Origin of the sequence: Candidatus Enterococcus ikei (assembly GCF_017316105.1) — a bacterium.
Lineage (GTDB): Bacteria > Bacillota > Bacilli > Lactobacillales > Enterococcaceae > Enterococcus_L > Enterococcus_L ikei.
In genome coordinates, this window is sequence record NZ_JAFLWD010000042.1 from 23,073 (window position 1) to 38,797 (window position 15,725).

Consider the following 15,725-nt stretch of genomic DNA (forward strand, 5'->3'; position numbering starts at 1 on the left):
AACGTCATCGATGGATGATTTTCCTCTCTGTTTTATTTTTTTGCTGTAAACTATTCTTTTTCTTTCAAAGCTTTTTCAATTTGTAATCGTTGAACTTTCATTGTAGCTGTACGAGGAATTTCGTCCCAAGCCATAATAATTGGTTTGTTTAAATGTGGTAAATCAGTCACTTGCTCCCACCAAGCGTCCCAATCCATTCCTTGTTTTGGATCAACCGCTAAAATTGGCTGAGGAGAATTATCTTTAGCTCTAACAATGATCACTTCTTGAAGAAAATCTAGCGCATCAAGCAAATGATCTTCAATCGCTAAGTTACTATCGATTTTCTCAATTAAATCTACTTGACGATCTTTTAGGAATAAATGACCATTTTCATCCATAAAACCGTAGTCACCGCTGTCCCACCATGGACCAAAAACAGTAGCTTGGAATCTATCATCTTCTTTATAATAAGTAAGTGCGCGTCCTTTAGATAAAAAATGAATATGTCCATCTGTCATAGCAGGTAAAACGTTACCTTCTTTATCTGCAATCCGAGCTTCAGTCAAACCTTCTAGACCAACCCCCATATCACGCGCATCAGATGTTTTAAGCGATTCTAAGGTATGAGCTTTTAATATCATTGGGCCACATTCGCTTTGACCGTAAACTTGAAGGAAGATCGGTTCATTTTTTTCAGAAGCCTTTAAGAAACTTCCCATCGTTGCATTATTTATTGCATCAAAGGTAGAGTGGTAATAGCGTACACTGGCGAAAGCTTCAGGCTGTTTTTTTGCTAGTGACGTCCACTGAACAAAATTATTTGGATGAGTTTCAAGAGCGATCGGCTTGTGCGCGATAAGCATTTTTGAAATAGAATCACTATTCGAGATTGATAAAGGCATCATAGGAAAACCCATTGCCATCAATGAAGAGATTCCAATATTAAAGCGAGAATGAACAGGCGAAATATGAAATCCAACCAGTTTTTTCTCAGCGATTTTTGTAAAAATCGTTTTTTGCCACTTTGTACGCCAGCCCATTGAGTTAGCAGAGTGACAAATTAATTTAGGAATGCCAGTTGTTCCAGAAGTATGTGTCATATAAGCAATAGCATCCGTAGGAAGTTTCACTTGTGGAACTTCGTTGATTGGAGCCTGTAAAAGCTTTGTAACCGAAATTTGCTTCTCTGGAGAACTGTTTTTTACGTTTGCAATCTTATCGGCTGTTTCATCATCAAAAAGAATAAACGGATTTTCCAAACGATCAACAAAAACTTCAATTGTTTCAGCTGGAAAATGATAAGAAATCATTGCTGGAACAGCACCTAAATAAGAAGCCGCAACAGCTAATAAATACGTATCGAATTTTGAGCTTTTGAAAATAATAATTTTGTCTTCAGCTTTCACACCTATACTAGCCAGTTGATAAGCACGATTTAAAATTGCCTCATGACTTAATTGATAGGTATAATTGGTTCCAAGTTCAGGAAAAGCTGGCAAGCTTTCATCGTGAATAATGGCAGTTTCTGGGGCATTACGTGTAGCCTCAAGATAATTCGTATACAAGTTGAGCGGTTGATATTCTAACAATTGATTCAATGTAACAGCATCCTTTCAAACTACTTTTAGAGTATTAAGCTATTTGTGCAATATCGAACAAAGATAGTATAACATGAAAAATAAATAACCTAAATTAATAGTAAAAAAAATGAAAAAATTCAAATTATACGTATATTAAAGTAAGACACGAGAGTCAGAAATGGTTGTTAAAAAAAATGATCAAAATTTGTGAAGAATGCTTGATTTTATCAGCTTTAAGCTGTATAATGAAACCTTGTGAGTAGTCTATAAATTTTAGATAACTCTCCTTGCTCTTAGCAATCTAAGAGCCTAAAGTCCATAGGGAGGTGAAAATCAATGAGTCAAGCTACGAATTACGAAATTATGTACATTATTAGTCCGAACATTGATGAAGAAGCAAAAACTGCTTTAGTGGAACGTTTCGATACAATCTTGAAAGATAACGGAGCAGAAGTTATCGAATCAAAAGATTGGGAAAAACGCCGCTTAGCATATGAAATGAACGGATTCCGTGAAGGCATCTATCATATCGTTAAAGTATCTTCTCCATCAACTGCAGGAGCAATCAATGAATTTGATCGTCTTGCTAAAATCAATGACAGTATTATCCGTCACATGATTATCAAGGAAGAAGTATAATCCAAATGTTTCACGTGAAACATCGGAATTGACGAAAGGAGATGTTTAAATGATTAACAACGTTGTATTAGTTGGAAGACTAACAAAAGATCCCGATTTACGATATACATCTAGTGGTTCGGCGGTTGCGACGTTTACTTTAGCGGTAAACCGTAACTTTACGAATGCAAATGGAAATCGTGAAGCCGATTTTATTAACTGTGTGATTTGGCGTAAACCTGCTGAAACGATGGCAAACTATGCGCGTAAAGGTACATTATTAGGCGTAACTGGTCGTATTCAAACTAGAAATTACGAGAATCAACAAGGCCAACGTGTATACGTGACCGAAGTTGTCTGCGAGAATTTCCAGTTGCTAGAGTCTCGTTCTGCTTCAGAACAAAGACAGACAACAGATGGATCAGATTCAACACCAACTTATAATGCTGGTGGCGGAAGTTTCCAACAACCACAGAACAATAATTTTTCAGGACAAAACAATTTTAATCAATCATCCTCTCAGTCTAGCAATAACGGTATGCCTGATTTTGATAGAGATTCTGATCCATTTGGTGGAACAGGTTCTACTATTGACATTTCAGATGATGATTTACCATTCTAAACGAATTTGATAGGAGGGAATAAGAATGGCACAACAAAGAAGAGGCGGACGTAAACGCCGTAAAGTTGATTATATTGCAGCAAACCATATTGAATATATTGACTATAAAGATATCGAATTACTAAAAAAATTCATTTCTGAACGTGGAAAAATTTTGCCACGTCGTGTAACAGGTACTGGCGCTAAGAACCAACGTAAATTAACAATTGCAATCAAACGCGCACGTATCATGGGCTTATTACCATTTGTTGGTGAAGAGCAATAATATAGATTTTACTTAAGATCAAAGAACTTAGTTCTTTGATCTTTTTTTATTTTTTAACTGATACATATCGATTTAGATGTTTCACGTGAAACATTTTGCAGTTCGCAGAAATCTGTTTTTTATGCTAAAATAAGCGTATATATGAACAATGGAGGAGTCTTTATAATGGGAAAAAATAGAATGAAACGGATTTTGGGTTCTGTATTCGTTCTCTTTTTATTAGAAGTAGTACTATTTTTCTTCATATCTAATAAATATATATTTATAGCTGGATTATTGATACTCAATCTTATATTGTTAAATCGGATATTTTATCTGATAAAAAAAATTGAGATATCTAATACAGAGAAAATTAGAGAAGCAAGTACGATTGCAGAAAAATCATTAGATTACGCTTTTAATGAAGTATCTGTTGGGATTATAAATTATGATTCTGATACGAAAGAAGCAAAGTGGCTAAATCCATTTGCAGAGAGTATCTTTAGAAAAGACGGTCAGACACTGATCAGTCCAGAATTGATACAAACATATGTATCGTTGGCAGAAAAAGGTAAAGACATATTCAAAGTCGGCGATCATGTTTATCGTTTTAATGTTGATACAAATCAAAATACGATTACCTTCAAAGATATTACGGAAGAAAGTAATTTATATCAAGAAAAGTTGGAAATGCAAACAGCAATTGGTATTGTTTCAGTAGATAATTATGATGATATTACAGATAGTATGGATGAAAAAGAAATTTCATATCTGAATAGCTTCATCACGACCATGGTTTCTGACTGGATGGATGAATACCAAGTTTTCTATAAAAGACTGAATGCAGAACGATATTTCTTCATTGCACAGTTAGAAGATATAAAAAAGATGATGGACACAAAATTTCAAATTCTAGATAAAATAAGAAAAGAATCTAGCACAAGAGAGATAGCGATTACATTGAGTATGGGTATTTCTTATGGTGGAGACACATTAAGTCAAACTGGTAACACTGCCCAAACCAATTTAGATACAGCGTTGGTTAGAGGTGGCGATCAAGTTGTCGTGAAAGAAGCCAAAGACAATGCGAAACCTATCTTTTATGGTGGAAGAACAGCATCAGTTGCAAAAAGAACGCGTGTTCGCTCTCGCGCAATGAGTACTGCTATTCAAGGGATTTTATCAGAGTCTTCAGATGTTTATATCATGGGACATCGTTATCCTGACATGGATGCTATCGGTTCAGCATTTGGAATGGCTCGTTTAGCTAAATTTCATAGTAAAGAAGCTTGGGTTGTTTTAGAGAAACAAGAAAGTATACCTGATGTTGAGCGAGTAATGGCTGAGCTGGAAAAATACCCCGAATTAGCCAAACAAATCATCACACCAAAAGAAGCGATGAAAAGAAAAACAGATAGCAGTTTATTGATAATGGTTGACTACCATAAACCATCACTTTCAATCTCACAAGAGTTATATGAACAGTTTGATAAAGTCGTGATTATTGATCACCATCGACGTGGTGATGAGTTTCCAGTTAAACCATTACTTTCATATATCGAGTCTTCTGCCTCATCGGCTTCAGAGTTAGTGACAGAATTGATCGAGTATCAAAGTAATACACAAAAACAATTAGACAAACTTGAAGCAACTTTACTCCTTGCAGGGATCGTCGTTGATACCAAAAGTTTCAGCGTTCGTACGACAGCCCGCACATTTGATGTAGCTAGTTATTTAAGAACTTGTAGTGCGGATTCATCTTTAGTACAATACTTATTAAGCTCAGATTTAACTAGTTATCTGGAAATGAATAGTTTGATCGCAAAAAGTGAGTACGTTACGCCGGATACAGTGATTGTGACTGGTAGTGAAGAGAAAGAATATGATAGTGTGACTGCAGCTAAAACTGCCGATACCTTATTATCAATGGTAGGTATCAATGCCGCATTTGTTATAACCAAACGTACAGACAAACAGATAGGTATTAGTGCTAGAAGCAATGGTTCGATAAACGTCCAGCTGATTATGGAAAATTTGGGCGGAGGTGGTCATTTTACCAATGCTGCGGTACAATTGTCTAATATGACAGTGTCTGAGGTAAAAGAACAGTTGCTAAAAGTGATTCATCAAAATATAGATGTTATGTATGATCCAGCTCCATAAGCTAGTCTTTCGGAAATGAGCTAAAATCTGTTTGTGACAAGGAACGCACAAATCATATTTGCTTATTTTACTTTCAATGATAAACAAGCTTATTACGCTGTTAAAATAAGGAGGAATAATAGTATGAAAGTTATTTTTTTACAAGATGTTAAAGGTAAAGGAAAAAAAGGGGAAGTAAAAGAAGTACCAACAGGATACGCACAAAATTTTCTAATTAAAAATGGATATGCACAAGAAGCTAATAAAGGTAGCATCAGCGCTCTTGCTGGGCAAAAGAAAGCCCAAGATAAACATGAAGCAGAAATTTTAGCAGAAGCGAAAAAAATGCAAGAGTTCTTAGAAAAAGAAGAGACTGTTGTAGAGCTTAAAGCAAAGGCAGGAGAGGACGGACGTCTCTTTGGGTCTATTCCTTCAAAACAGATAGCAGAAGCCTTAAACAAACAATATAAGGTTAAATTAGACAAACGTAAGCTTGAACTATCTCAACCGATTCGTTCATTAGGGTTTACAAAAGTTCCAGTGAAATTACACCATGAAGTAACAGCAACAATCAAAGTTCATGTTGTTGAAGAATAATCAGTAGAAGAGGTTGCTTCTGCTCCCGCAGTTTATCAGGATTTTAGTTGGCTGGGATGTGACTCGAAGAGTTATGTCCCAGTTTCATTTTGCTTACGTTGATACGGAAATGACACATGATTGTCAGTGTACATTTTCGCTATTTCTTGTTAAAATAGAAAGACTGAACCGGTCTGAACAAACGGTGAGAATAAAGCAAACGAAGGACGTTGATTTAGATATATGAAGTGAACGTTTTAAGTAGTGAATTGTTTTGATCTCAAAGATATAGGAGAGAAAAAAATGAATGAAGTATGGCAAGATCGAGTACCGCCCCAAAGTATGGAAGCAGAGCAGGCCGTTTTAGGGTCGGTTTTTTTAGATGCTGAGGTTATTATCGATGCTTTAGAATACATAGAACCAAAAGATTTTTATCGCCGTAATCATCAATTGATTTTTCAGACTATGCTTACCTTGAATGATCGGAATGAAGCAATTGATGTTATTACGATCAAAGATCGTTTGGAGCAGGAAAATTTACTAGAAGATGTGGGTGGTTTAAGCTATCTATCTGATCTAGCTTTAGCTGTGCCGACTGCAGCTAACATTGTTTATTATGCAAAAATCGTTGAACAAAAATCATTATTACGTAACTTGATTCAAACAGCTACAGAAATTGTTACTAAAGGGTTTGAACAAGGTGAAGATGTTGAAACAATATTAGATGATGCAGAACGCAGCATTTTAGAAGTTTCAGAAAAAAGAAACCGAAGCGGCTTCCTGTCAATTGCGGATGTCTTGAATACATCCATTGCAAATATTGACCAATTATACCAAAATGATGAAGAAATTACAGGCTTGCCTACGGGATACCCAGCACTAGATAAAATGACCGCTGGACTTCAAGCAGAAGAATTAATTATTTTAGCAGCTCGTCCTGCAGTAGGGAAAACAGCCTTTGCTCTAAATATTGCTCAAAATATCGGGACTAAAACAGATCGTTCTGTTGCTATTTTCAGTTTGGAAATGGGTGCAGAGTCACTAGTTAATCGGATGCTTTGTGCGGAAGGCTCAATTGAGGCAGGACATTTACGAACAGGTCAACTATCAGAAGAAGAATGGCAAAATCTGATCATTGCGATGGGGAGTTTATCGAGAGCACAAATTTATATCGATGATACGCCCGGTATTAAAATCACAGAAATCCGTGCAAAATGCCGGAAACTCGCACAAGAACGAGGAAATCTTGGGTTGATTTTGATCGATTACCTACAACTGATCGAGGGAACGGGTCGTGAAAGCCGCCAACAAGAAGTATCTGAAATTTCTCGTCAATTAAAAAAATTGGCAAAAGAATTAAAAGTTCCTGTTATCGCCTTATCTCAATTATCTCGTGGGGTGGAACAGCGTCAGGATAAACGTCCTGTGCTAAGTGACATTCGTGAGTCTGGATCTATTGAGCAAGATGCTGATATTGTTGCTTTCTTATATCGTGACGATTATTATGATCGTGGCGAAGATGGAGAAGACGGCGATCGCGAAGCACCTGAAATCGATAACGTGATCGAAGTAATTATTGAGAAAAATAGAAGTGGGGCCCGAGGGACTGTTGAATTGTTATTTATCAAAGAATTTAATAAGTTCGCGTCCTTATCCCAAAGGCCAGATGACTTTTAAAAATTAAATAAAAAACAGCCCCTAAACCAATATTTATGCTGGTCTAGAGCTGTTTTTTTACACTACCATAATTCTGCTATCATCAAAAATCCTGGGATCCAGGCAGTCACAATCCCTTCGAAAATTGCTAAATAAAAAACGAATTTTCCAATTGGAAGTGCTAAAACATTCTGTAAAAATCCAGAAAACCATAGAATACCCCAAAGTATCCAGATAATGGCAAAACGCCAATCACCACTAGCATAAGCCAGATAGGAGCAAGGGATCGCATTCACAGCGACGAATAAACCAAAAATACCATATGCTCGCCAATCCAAATCAAAAAGATAGATAAACCCCATCAATAGATTCGTACAAGCAAATAAAAAACCAGTACCAGCAGAAAAATAATCTCCCCGCAATAAAAAAGTTGTATTAACTATAAATGTTACGCTTCCTGTAAAAAAGTTTATAAATGCAGCAGATTTACCATCTACCCCAGCCAGTCCGCAATAGCCGTTACTAATCAATGTGATACCAACAAATAATAATACAACACCTAACAAAATAAAAACCCTCCTATTTAAAATGAATTGCGTATTATATTTTACGCTAGTTTCTTATAAAAAGTAATCTAAAATTTGTTATTTTGGAATAAAATGAGTTCAAAAAATAAGATCAATTGATTTCCATGTATAGAACGCATAATCAACCTTCGCTTTTTTATTCATTGTTTTTTCATTTAACAATAAATGTTCGTGTTTTGCCTTTCTTTTATTTTTTTTAAATGATAATATTCGATTTTTCCTTGAAAGCGTTCTGCTTTACTGGTACAATGAATCAGGACAAAATAATTTAGAACGAGGTGTTCGAATGTCATCAGTTGTAGTAGTTGGAACGCAGTGGGGCGATGAAGGAAAAGGAAAGATCACGGATTTTTTAAGTGAGAATGCTGAGGTCATCGCACGCTATCAAGGCGGAGATAATGCAGGTCATACCATTAAATTTGATGGTGTCACTTATAAACTACACTTGATTCCTTCTGGTATCTTTTATAAAGACAAGATCAGTGTGATCGGAAATGGCGTTGTGGTCAATCCAAAATCTTTAGTAAAAGAACTAGCATATTTAAAAGAAAATAATGTAACCACAGATAATTTACGTATTTCAGACAGAGCTCATGTGATTTTACCTTACCACATCCAATTGGATCAATTACAAGAAGATGCTAAAGGCGAAAATAAAATCGGTACAACAATCAAAGGAATCGGTCCAGCATACATGGATAAAGCAGCTCGTGTTGGTATTCGTGTAGCTGATTTATTAGACAAAGAAATCTTTGAAGAACGTTTAAAAATCAATTTAGAAGAAAAAAATCGTCAATTTGTCAAAATGTTCGATAGTGAACCAATTGCATTTGAAGATATTTTCGAAGAATATTATGAATATGGTCAACAAATCAAACAATACGTAACAGACACTTCTGTTATCTTAAATGATGCACTTGATGCTGGTAAACGTGTCTTATTTGAAGGCGCACAAGGCGTTATGTTGGATATCGATCAAGGAACCTATCCGTTTGTTACGTCATCAAATCCAGTTGCTGGAGGTGTTACGATCGGAAGTGGTGTTGGTCCTTCAAAAATTAACAAAGTCGTCGGTGTTTGTAAAGCTTATACATCACGTGTTGGTGATGGTCCATTCCCTACAGAATTGTTTGATGAAACAGGAGAAACGATTCGCAGAGTTGGGAAAGAATACGGAACAACAACAGGTCGTCCACGTCGTGTTGGTTGGTTTGATACCGTTGTAATGCGTCATTCTAAACGTGTATCAGGAATCACAAATCTATCATTGAATTCAATCGACGTGCTAAGTGGCTTAGATACTGTAAAAATTTGTACAGCATATGAATTAGATGGTGAATTGATTTATCATTACCCAGCGAGCTTGAAAGAATTAAGCCGTTGTAAACCAGTCTACGAAGAGTTGCCAGGCTGGTCTGAAGACATTACAGGATGTAAAACATTAGCTGATCTTCCTGCGAATGCAAGAAACTATGTACACCGTATCTCTGAGTTAGTCGGCGTGCGTATTTCAACATTCTCAGTAGGTCCAGACCGTAACCAAACAAATGTATTAGAAAGCGTTTGGGCACAAATTTAAAGTATAGAAAAAACGAGAGACAACCAAAAACTGTCTCTCGTTTTTTTATTCATTTTTTTCTATTATTCGTTCTTTTTTGATAGCACGTTCGTCTAATAAAGCATGAGTATCCATTGATTATGTGTTAAAATGGAACAATAGTTAGGGGAGATTTAAAATGACGTTTAAATTAATGACAGATTCTTGTTGTGATTTACCATATACATATTTAGAAGCAAATGATGTTGATTTTATTAGTATGACGATTCAATTAAATGGAGAAGAATTAGTCGATGATTTAGGGAAAACTTTTGATTATGACTGGTTTTTAAAAGAAATAAAAACTGGTGGTATGCCAACGACTTCTCAAGTAAATGTAGGCAGGTATATTGAATTTTTTAGACCATTTGTAGAAAAAAAGATTCCAATACTGTATTTAGCTTTTTCTTCTGGTTTAAGCGGCTCTTATCAAAGTGGAATGCAGGCTGTTGATATGCTAAAAGAAGAATATAACGATGCAGAAATTTATGTTATTGATACGAAAGCTGCCAGTTTAGGCGAAGGCTTATTAGTCAGTGAAGTGATCCAATTAAAAGAAGCAGGCCATTCTTTAGAGGATATTTTATTATGGCTATCTGAAAATAAAATGACTGTTCGATCATGGGTAACTGTGGATGATTTAAAACATTTAGAACGAGGCGGTAGAATCTCTAAAGCTGCAGCAGCAATCGGTGGATTAATGAATGTTAAGCCAATTATTGTGGTAGATGAACTAGGAAAACTACACAATATCGGCAAAGTTCGCGGTCGTGGCAAAGCATTGAAGAAACTAGCTGAAGAAACTGTTCAAGGAATGGTGGAGCCTTTAAATCAAACCGTATTTATTGCATATGCTGGTGATTTAGAAAGTGCTGAGAAGGTCAAAAACTTGATTGAAGAAAAAATTAAAGTCAAAGAAATTCGTCTCCATCCACTAGGTCCAACGATCACTAGCCATACAGGGAATGGGTGTATTGCGGTGTTTTCGAGAGGGAAGAAAAGATAGGCGTAGTAACTATTGTTACATTAATAGAATGAAAAATCATTATATATAAACAGGTGTCATCTAAACTTTTTTGAAAGTAAAACTTTCGAAAAGCTCTAGATGACACCTATTTTTTTGTCGAAATTTTTCAGAAGAATAGATCAGTGAAAGTATTCTGGGAGAATATTGACAGCAATTTAAAAGAAAAAGAAGAGAAAAATACAGTAAGCTTATTTTGTGGAACAATAAAAAAACTTAATTAAACATTATCCATAAATTAATTTATAAAAAGGGTAATAAAAAAAGCTAACAATAGTAAGGATTTGGTGTTAATCTTGTTAGCAAAAAAATTATTAAAGTGGGAGGTAAGTATATGTTTAAAATAACAACGATTGAGGAGTTTTGGGAAGTAATAGATAGCATAAGAATAGAAAGGGAGTTGAATTGGTTAGAAGTCGCTGGATGTAACGCGAAATTAGCAGCCAGTAAAGAGTGGAACCCGACATTAAAATGTATTCTTCAAATGCAAAAGACACTAGATATAAACCTTGTTAATACAGTCGCTTATGAATTAATTGAATCCGATAGTTTAATCACCAAAGATCCAGAATCGCCAAAGAAAATGGATCTGATCTATCAATGGATTCAATCAGATGATTGGATGGAAGATGAAGCAACAGTTCAAAAAGTACAAGAATTGGCAACGACAATTATTTAATAAAAACAATGTATGTTCTTAGCTTTTTACTAGAAAAACAATAGTTAAAAAAAGGAGTTCGCTAGATTGGTTGGAAATAGCGATTGTTAGATAATTAAAGGGAGGCAATAAGATGAGAAAATCAACATTTAACTACATTAAGGATGTTTTGGCAGATTATCCAAGAATCGAGGAGTACATCAAACAACGGGAAGAAGAACTAAGATATCCCTACCGCGAGGATGACTTAAACTCTGGAATCAAAGGAAATAGAGCAGGATACAATGCTCAAGATAGTTTAATGATCACTATTGAACAAGATCGAAGACTAGCTGCATTAGAACGAAATAAACGTGTTATTTCTAATCTATTGGATGAGTGTTGTGAAGATACTAAAATAATTGTCCAAGAGCTGTATATGAGAAGAGTGCCGAAATATACGATTCAAGGTTTAATCACAAATAGCTTAATCTTTGTTGGGAGAACGAAAGCTTTTGAATTAAGGGATAGTTTCTTTTTGGAAGTAGCCAAGGATTTAAATTTAAATATCTAAACTATGAACGATAGCCGGATTTTTTTTATGGATTTCTATCCTAAAATGATAGTATCAAGCAACATCGGTAGATGAAAAAAGAGAGTAAAAAATTGTTTCTTTCGTCTATCTATTGTTGCTTTGCTCCAAAGCGATTGTTCCTAAATCTGGACGATGTCCGAATTTTTGAACGGAACATTCATTATAAGATGATAGTATCAAAAAAATAGTCGTGACAGCAGGAACAGCTGAATATAGCGATTTTTTGATACATAGACTTTTGCTCCTAAGAAAAGGGAACAGATTTTCTTGGTAAAAAAGAATGCGGACGATATCTGGATTTTCAGAAACAACATTCATTATAAGATATTACTATCGAAACCTAGTTATTAGAGCACTGACTGACGGAAGCTCAAAAATAATATAAATAATCAACTTCCAGTCAAATGTGCTGTGAAAACAAAGGACCATCGTAGTTTTTTATCATTAGGAACGTTCTGACAATTCCGGCAGATGGATTTTTTATAACAATCGGAGTATTGAATATTCTGATAAAAGTTCATCTACGTTTATATAGATCAAGATGTGACGATCGCACATCTAAAAGAGATTTGTATATGACGCTTAAAGTAAGGTACGAAGTAGTTTTATCAGTAAAGTTATCACAAGTAAGAGAGTAAAAAGGTGAGGAATGCCAGTGAGCAAGTATTTTAAATTAATTGATGCAATTGACACAATAACTACATTAAATGTTGCGAGCCAACAAAATGGTAGGACAACGTATAGCCACGTTCGTTTAAAACCTGGTGAAAAATATGAATTAGGCAATGACGAAGTATTTATCAACTCTTTACAACATATTCAAATTGAAAGAGCGTATTCCCTGCAGCTAGTGAATGAATTGACAGCTTTAGGCATTGACTATACAGAAAATTTTTGTAAATCTTGCGGCGGCCGTATCAAAAAAGTCTCTTATTCTGTTGTAGAAATTATTGATGAATAAGGCTAATGTGCTAAAAAAGAGGCAATAACTGGAGGCTGAAAGATGAAAATCCAATTTCTAGGAATCAAAAATCAAGTAAAAAAATCTGGCTGTTCATCTTGTGGTAGCAGACAAGTGTCAAAGCATACATTTCAGCGTGAAGCACGAATGGTTTTACCAAGTGGGCAAACAAAAACGTTTTATGCAGGTGAAATGTATGAAGTGAAGGAACAAGATGGGCACTTTTTGATCGAGCAGACCTATAGTTTGAATGGACAAACTGTACAAATGTTTAAAGCAGGATAGAAGCTGATCGGGCTAAATGGCTCACTATGCTTTTAAAATTAGGAGGAAAGAAAATGGCTAAAGAGAAAAAAACAAAAGAAGTTGCTAAGAAAGATACTGTAGATTTACAAGTATTTATTCAGAGAAAATTACAAGTATTGAATCAAAAAAATGGTGGAAGATATGAGCGCGACGCAACACGTGTCGTTCAAAATAATCAATAATAGGGGGAATTTTAAATGACAAGATGTAGTAATGATACATTGATTTCTAAAATTGGGATGAAATCTTTAAATAAATTAATGGAAGTTGACTTTGCCGTATTAACGGATATTGACAGCTGTGTGAAGGTAAATACAAAAAATTATATTGACTATAACGGAACAAGTGCAGTTTACAATGTTTACAGTACACCCGAAGATATGTTCAATTGTTTAGCAGAAGGCTGCAAAAATTCAGGAACATTAACTGTTATGAATGCTGCTGGATCAGTAGCGGGTGCTTCTTTTGGAGTCAATGCGGATGCAACAGAATTTGCGGCAGGAGTGATTACTTACTATGTTCATTTCCCTGCAGCAGGAACTTATGGAGTAGAGACGACTATTTCTGATATTGCGGATCAAAATCAATCTGATTCAGATATTTATCAAAAACAAGTTACTGTAAAAGAAGCAGGTTTCCATCCAGTAGTTATTGATTTGTCTAAACTTCCAGAAGCTGGCAGTGGTTTAGGTTGGGCAGCGAGCGAGAATGGGATCATCATTCATGTAGATGTAACACCAGAAAGTTCAATTATTTCGACAATTGGTTTTTCTTCGATTTATGTTTATAACAGCATTGAAGATTTTGAAGTCAATGATGTTGTTAAAATTGGCTGTATTGATGAATTTGCAGGAGAATTAACCGTTGATCCAGTTGAAGCAAGCTGTTTCGGTGCAGGCTACGATGCAACAAGTATTGCAATCGAAAGAACATTGACTGGTAAGAGCGCAACTGCGAATTACTGGAAATTGAACCCATTAATGTCTAAAGGAACATTGACAAGCGGCTGGCTTATTCAAACAGCAGAAAAAGCAGTTTCTGCTACTACAATTGATGGCGTGGACTACGGTTATGTTCAACTTGCGGATATGAATATGGATGAATGTGCCTTTACATCAGCTGCAATTGCTGATAGCTGTAACGTAACAGAATCGTTATTGAACCGTGTAAATACACCAGCAATCGTTGAAATCAATGAAAAACAATTTATCGTTTTAGCAGATGGAAAAATCTTATTCCATAAATCATTAGTAGGTAAAGATCTAGTGATCAGCTATCCGAAAAAAGTTGATGTTGAGCACTTTGTTGGAAATGAAGACGTATTGGATGCTCGTCGTGTGCGTATGTCATTTACACAAGAACAAACAGATGGTGTGAAACAAAACTATGTGTATAACAATGTCTTGATCACTTCATTCCCAGGAACAGTGAACAACGAAGAAACTACATTTGAATTTACGATTTCAGTACAACGCGATAAAAACGGTAACTTCTTTGAAATGTACCGTGTAGCAGAATAATAAAAATCATTTAGCTTTGCGGGCTAGCTCTTCGGAAAAAAGATAAAAATTGAATGAGGCAAAAAGCACCTCAGTTAATTTTTTCTCTTTTTCTGCCGGAGCTGAACGAGCCCGCTACGCTTTTATCATTATCTAGCTTCACGAGCTAGCACCTCAGAAAAAAGATAAAATATGAGTGAGACAAAAAGCGCCTCAATCATATTTTCCTATTTTTCAGTCGATGCTGAACGAGCTCGTTCAGCTTTAAAACTTATCTAGCTACATGAGCCAGTTTCTCGGAAAAAAGATAAAAAATAATTATGGCAAAAAGAGCCATCCTTATTTTTTCCTATTTTTCGTCGAAGCTAAGCAGTTCATTACGCTTTTAAAATTATCTAGCTTTAAGAGCTAGCCTTTCGGGAAAAAGATAAAATCTGATTGTGACCAAAAGCGTCACCCTCATATTTTCCTATTTTCCAGTCAAGGCTGAACGAGCTCTTTCAGCTTTTAAAATTAGGAGGAACAGAGATGGAAGAAAAAGGCATGAAAGCCGCTGATTTTTTAGCGATCAGCAATAATTTGAAAAAAACGAATGAAAATGATACACCTTTTGCAGTGGTAAAAGATCAAGAGGTGTCAGTGATCGGTGATGCAAATAAAACCGAAGTGAAAAAGGCTAACTACAGCGTGAGATTCCGTGTCCCTCAAACTCATTTTGAGCAAAAACCAGAAGGCGCTAAAGAAGTTGGATCTTATTATGTTTTCAGCGTTGAATTCGGAGATGTGACAATTACACCACGTTCAGATTTAAGAATTGTTGATGCAATCATGAAAATTATCCCATTTTTCAATAAGTTGAAAGAAAATGGCGATATGGAAGACTTTAGTAAAGAAGAATTGCTGTCTGTTTTTGTCGGTGCAGGAGATGAGATTCACTTAGCCATTTACAACTTAGTCGCAACGTTCTTAGGAATCGATGATCAAATGGGCGAGTATATGCTGCCATTCTCTGTCATCGAAAACCTAAATAAAATCATGGAGAATCATCCAGAAGTCTTCAATGAAGCAGATGTTTTTTTCGGCTAATTTACAGACAAGC

Annotated in this window: 17 protein-coding genes; 15 read left to right on the top strand and 2 right to left on the bottom strand. The window is 35.5% G+C overall.

The genetic code is table 11. The features are described 5' to 3' along the window. Positions 1–50: 50 nt before the first annotated feature. Entirely contained in the window at positions 51–1,580 is a 1,530-nt protein-coding gene (locus JZO69_RS14775; protein ID WP_207113599.1) for an AMP-binding protein, read from the bottom strand. Positions 1,581–1,898: 318 nt separating this feature from the next. Between JZO69_RS14775 and rpsF the strand changes: the two genes are divergently transcribed. From rpsF to dnaB, 6 genes are all read left to right on the top strand, one after another. After that, positions 1,899–2,201, top strand: coding sequence for a 30S ribosomal protein S6 (gene rpsF, locus JZO69_RS14780; protein ID WP_025870563.1), 303 nt, complete (start codon positions 1,899–1,901; stop codon positions 2,199–2,201). A 49-nt stretch (positions 2,202–2,250) separates the two neighbouring features. Next, a complete protein-coding gene (gene ssb / locus JZO69_RS14785; protein WP_207113600.1) occupies positions 2,251–2,802 on the top strand; it encodes a single-stranded DNA-binding protein in 552 nt (183 codons plus the stop codon). 25 nt (positions 2,803–2,827) lie between these two features. Next, a complete protein-coding gene (gene rpsR / locus JZO69_RS14790; protein WP_010762117.1) occupies positions 2,828–3,067 on the top strand; it encodes a 30S ribosomal protein S18 in 240 nt (79 codons plus the stop codon). A 165-nt stretch (positions 3,068–3,232) separates the two neighbouring features. Next, a complete protein-coding gene (locus tag JZO69_RS14795; protein WP_207113601.1) occupies positions 3,233–5,209 on the top strand; it encodes a DHH family phosphoesterase in 1,977 nt (658 codons plus the stop codon). 123 nt (positions 5,210–5,332) lie between these two features. After that, on the top strand, positions 5,333–5,785 hold the full coding sequence (gene rplI / locus JZO69_RS14800; protein ID WP_069653499.1) for a 50S ribosomal protein L9: 453 nt from the start codon (positions 5,333–5,335) through the stop codon (positions 5,783–5,785). A 282-nt stretch (positions 5,786–6,067) separates the two neighbouring features. Next, positions 6,068–7,441, top strand: coding sequence for a replicative DNA helicase (dnaB, locus tag JZO69_RS14805; RefSeq protein WP_207113602.1), 1,374 nt, complete (start codon positions 6,068–6,070; stop codon positions 7,439–7,441). A gap of 62 nt (positions 7,442–7,503) precedes the next feature. Here the strand turns inward: dnaB and JZO69_RS14810 are convergent, their stop codons facing one another. Further along, on the bottom strand, positions 7,504–7,986 hold the full coding sequence (locus JZO69_RS14810; RefSeq protein WP_207113603.1) for an AmiS/UreI family transporter: 483 nt from the start codon (positions 7,984–7,986) through the stop codon (positions 7,504–7,506). A gap of 307 nt (positions 7,987–8,293) precedes the next feature. Between JZO69_RS14810 and JZO69_RS14815 the strand changes: the two genes are divergently transcribed. From JZO69_RS14815 to JZO69_RS14855, 9 genes are all read left to right on the top strand, one after another. Further along, positions 8,294–9,586 (top strand): adenylosuccinate synthase, encoded by a 1,293-nt coding sequence (locus tag JZO69_RS14815; RefSeq protein WP_207113604.1) that lies wholly within the window; start codon positions 8,294–8,296, stop codon positions 9,584–9,586. A gap of 157 nt (positions 9,587–9,743) precedes the next feature. Further along, positions 9,744–10,610: a DegV family protein gene (locus JZO69_RS14820; protein WP_207113605.1), complete on the top strand. Its 867-nt coding sequence runs from the start codon at positions 9,744–9,746 to the stop codon at positions 10,608–10,610. 352 nt (positions 10,611–10,962) lie between these two features. Continuing rightward, the gene (locus tag JZO69_RS14825) at positions 10,963–11,307 is read left to right on the top strand and encodes a hypothetical protein (protein ID WP_242586880.1); all 345 of its coding nucleotides are present in this window, start codon (positions 10,963–10,965) and stop codon (positions 11,305–11,307) included. Between the two features lie 112 nt (positions 11,308–11,419). Next, positions 11,420–11,839: a DUF722 domain-containing protein gene (locus JZO69_RS14830; RefSeq protein ID WP_010770298.1), complete on the top strand. Its 420-nt coding sequence runs from the start codon at positions 11,420–11,422 to the stop codon at positions 11,837–11,839. A 670-nt stretch (positions 11,840–12,509) separates the two neighbouring features. Further along, entirely contained in the window at positions 12,510–12,821 is a 312-nt protein-coding gene (locus JZO69_RS14835; RefSeq protein WP_242586882.1) for a hypothetical protein, read from the top strand. Positions 12,822–12,863: 42 nt separating this feature from the next. Beyond that, positions 12,864–13,106, top strand: coding sequence for a hypothetical protein (locus tag JZO69_RS14840; protein ID WP_207113607.1), 243 nt, complete (start codon positions 12,864–12,866; stop codon positions 13,104–13,106). Positions 13,107–13,159: 53 nt separating this feature from the next. Continuing rightward, positions 13,160–13,309: a hypothetical protein gene (locus JZO69_RS14845; RefSeq protein ID WP_010770301.1), complete on the top strand. Its 150-nt coding sequence runs from the start codon at positions 13,160–13,162 to the stop codon at positions 13,307–13,309. Between the two features lie 15 nt (positions 13,310–13,324). Next, positions 13,325–14,647, top strand: a complete 1,323-nt coding sequence (locus JZO69_RS14850) for a hypothetical protein (RefSeq protein WP_207113608.1) — start codon at positions 13,325–13,327, stop codon at positions 14,645–14,647. A gap of 507 nt (positions 14,648–15,154) precedes the next feature. Next, positions 15,155–15,712 (top strand): hypothetical protein, encoded by a 558-nt coding sequence (locus JZO69_RS14855; RefSeq protein ID WP_010770303.1) that lies wholly within the window; start codon positions 15,155–15,157, stop codon positions 15,710–15,712. Positions 15,713–15,725 lie beyond the last annotated feature (13 nt).

Bases quoted from the DNA above. Each gene is read 5' to 3' on its own strand.
- rpsF (WP_025870563.1), top strand. From the start codon at position 1,899: ATGAGTCAAGCTACGAATTACGAAATTATGTACATTATTAGTCCGAAC.
- ssb (WP_207113600.1), top strand. From the start codon at position 2,251: ATGATTAACAACGTTGTATTAGTTGGAAGACTAACAAAAGATCCCGAT.
- rpsR (WP_010762117.1), top strand. From the start codon at position 2,828: ATGGCACAACAAAGAAGAGGCGGACGTAAACGCCGTAAAGTTGATTAT.
- JZO69_RS14795 (WP_207113601.1), top strand. From the start codon at position 3,233: ATGGGAAAAAATAGAATGAAACGGATTTTGGGTTCTGTATTCGTTCTC.
- rplI (WP_069653499.1), top strand. From the start codon at position 5,333: ATGAAAGTTATTTTTTTACAAGATGTTAAAGGTAAAGGAAAAAAAGGG.
- dnaB (WP_207113602.1), top strand. From the start codon at position 6,068: ATGAATGAAGTATGGCAAGATCGAGTACCGCCCCAAAGTATGGAAGCA.
- JZO69_RS14815 (WP_207113604.1), top strand. From the start codon at position 8,294: ATGTCATCAGTTGTAGTAGTTGGAACGCAGTGGGGCGATGAAGGAAAA.
- JZO69_RS14820 (WP_207113605.1), top strand. From the start codon at position 9,744: ATGACGTTTAAATTAATGACAGATTCTTGTTGTGATTTACCATATACA.
- JZO69_RS14825 (WP_242586880.1), top strand. From the start codon at position 10,963: ATGTTTAAAATAACAACGATTGAGGAGTTTTGGGAAGTAATAGATAGC.
- JZO69_RS14830 (WP_010770298.1), top strand. From the start codon at position 11,420: ATGAGAAAATCAACATTTAACTACATTAAGGATGTTTTGGCAGATTAT.
- JZO69_RS14835 (WP_242586882.1), top strand. From the start codon at position 12,510: ATGCCAGTGAGCAAGTATTTTAAATTAATTGATGCAATTGACACAATA.
- JZO69_RS14840 (WP_207113607.1), top strand. From the start codon at position 12,864: ATGAAAATCCAATTTCTAGGAATCAAAAATCAAGTAAAAAAATCTGGC.
- JZO69_RS14845 (WP_010770301.1), top strand. From the start codon at position 13,160: ATGGCTAAAGAGAAAAAAACAAAAGAAGTTGCTAAGAAAGATACTGTA.
- JZO69_RS14850 (WP_207113608.1), top strand. From the start codon at position 13,325: ATGACAAGATGTAGTAATGATACATTGATTTCTAAAATTGGGATGAAA.
- JZO69_RS14855 (WP_010770303.1), top strand. From the start codon at position 15,155: ATGGAAGAAAAAGGCATGAAAGCCGCTGATTTTTTAGCGATCAGCAAT.